Annotated in this window: 1 protein-coding gene; it reads left to right on the top strand. The window is 49.6% G+C overall.

Annotated elements, in window-relative coordinates:
* Positions 1 to 116 precede the first annotated feature (116 nt).
* The coding region (locus AOQ57_RS08055; RefSeq protein WP_093626910.1) for a C69 family dipeptidase at positions 117 to 1,297 on the top strand (1,181 nt) is incomplete at its 3' end.

The following is a 1,297-nucleotide window of genomic DNA, read 5'->3' as shown; positions in this document are numbered from 1 at the left end:
TTTTTTTTTTCAAGCAGAAGACGGCATACGAGATGTAGAGAGGTCTCGTGGGCTCGGAGTTAAACACTCTATAATCACCATAAAAGATGCTACTGATCGAAAAAGGAGGAATTTTGATGCCTTGTACCACAATTTTGGTTGGTAAGGATGCAAGTTTAGATCATGCACCAATAATTGCTCGCCAGGAAGACTACGGTAACGCCTTTAACCCGCAGACCTTCAAAATGATCTTACCAACGGACCAGCCCCATCATTACACGTCAAAAACAACTAAATTTGAGTGTGATCTACCAGATCGACCGCTTGCCTACACTTCAACACCGGATGCCGATCCAAGTGCTGGTATTTTTGCTGCGGCCGGTATTAACCGGGCTAACGTGGCCATGACGGCAACCGAGACCTCGACGACCAATCCGCGAATCCTGGGCTTAGATCCCTATAATGAGGAAAGCGGGATCGGGGAAGAGGATTTCGTAACCCTGGTGTTACCATACATCAAATCGGCTCGCCAAGGAGTAAAACGTCTGGGGGCACTGTTACAAGAGACGGGAACCTATGAATCTAACGGGATCGCCTTTGCCGACCAGGACGAGGTCTGGTACTTAGAGACAATTGGTGGCCACCACTGGGCGGCAATTAAGATTCCTGCCGATGCCTTTGTTATCGCGTCTAACCGCTTTAGTATCACTGCCTATGACTTCGAAAGTGAGGATACGCTGGCTAGTCCTGGCCTGAAGGAGTGGATTGACCAGAATAGGTTGAACCCAGACGATGACGGCTACAATCTACGCCGTATCTGTGGATCGCACACCTACCAGGATATGCGTTATAATAACCCGCGGGTTTGGTACGTCCAAAAGCAATTTGGGGTTGAAAACGGGGACAACCCCCGCCAAATGGATCTGCCCTTTATTTGCCATCCCAAGCATCGGTTGGCGGTTGAAGACATCAAGCAGGCAATGTCTTCACACTTCCAAGGGACCAAGTATGATCCTTACGAAGGGGATAAGGGCGCTGCACTTCGGCCAATCGCTATAAACCGGAACCTAGAACTGCACATTTTGCAAATTCGCTCTGGTGTTTTATTAGACCGGGCTGCCGTGCACTGGCTTTCATTTGGACCTAACACCTTTAACGCTCTAGTGCCATTTTACGCCAACGTACTCGATACCCCGGCAGCTTACAAGAAAACCACGCTAGATTTCGACCCCACTAAAATGTACTGGTTGGTTCATACCCTAGCGGCAATCGGCGACCAACACTACCAGGCTCTGGCGCCAAAGGCCGCGGCCTTTGA

Origin of the sequence: Limosilactobacillus gorillae (assembly GCF_001293735.1) — a bacterium.
Classification (GTDB): domain Bacteria; phylum Bacillota; class Bacilli; order Lactobacillales; family Lactobacillaceae; genus Limosilactobacillus; species Limosilactobacillus gorillae.
Note: the sequence above shows the minus strand (reverse complement) of the source record. Positions and strands in the feature narration are given on the sequence as shown.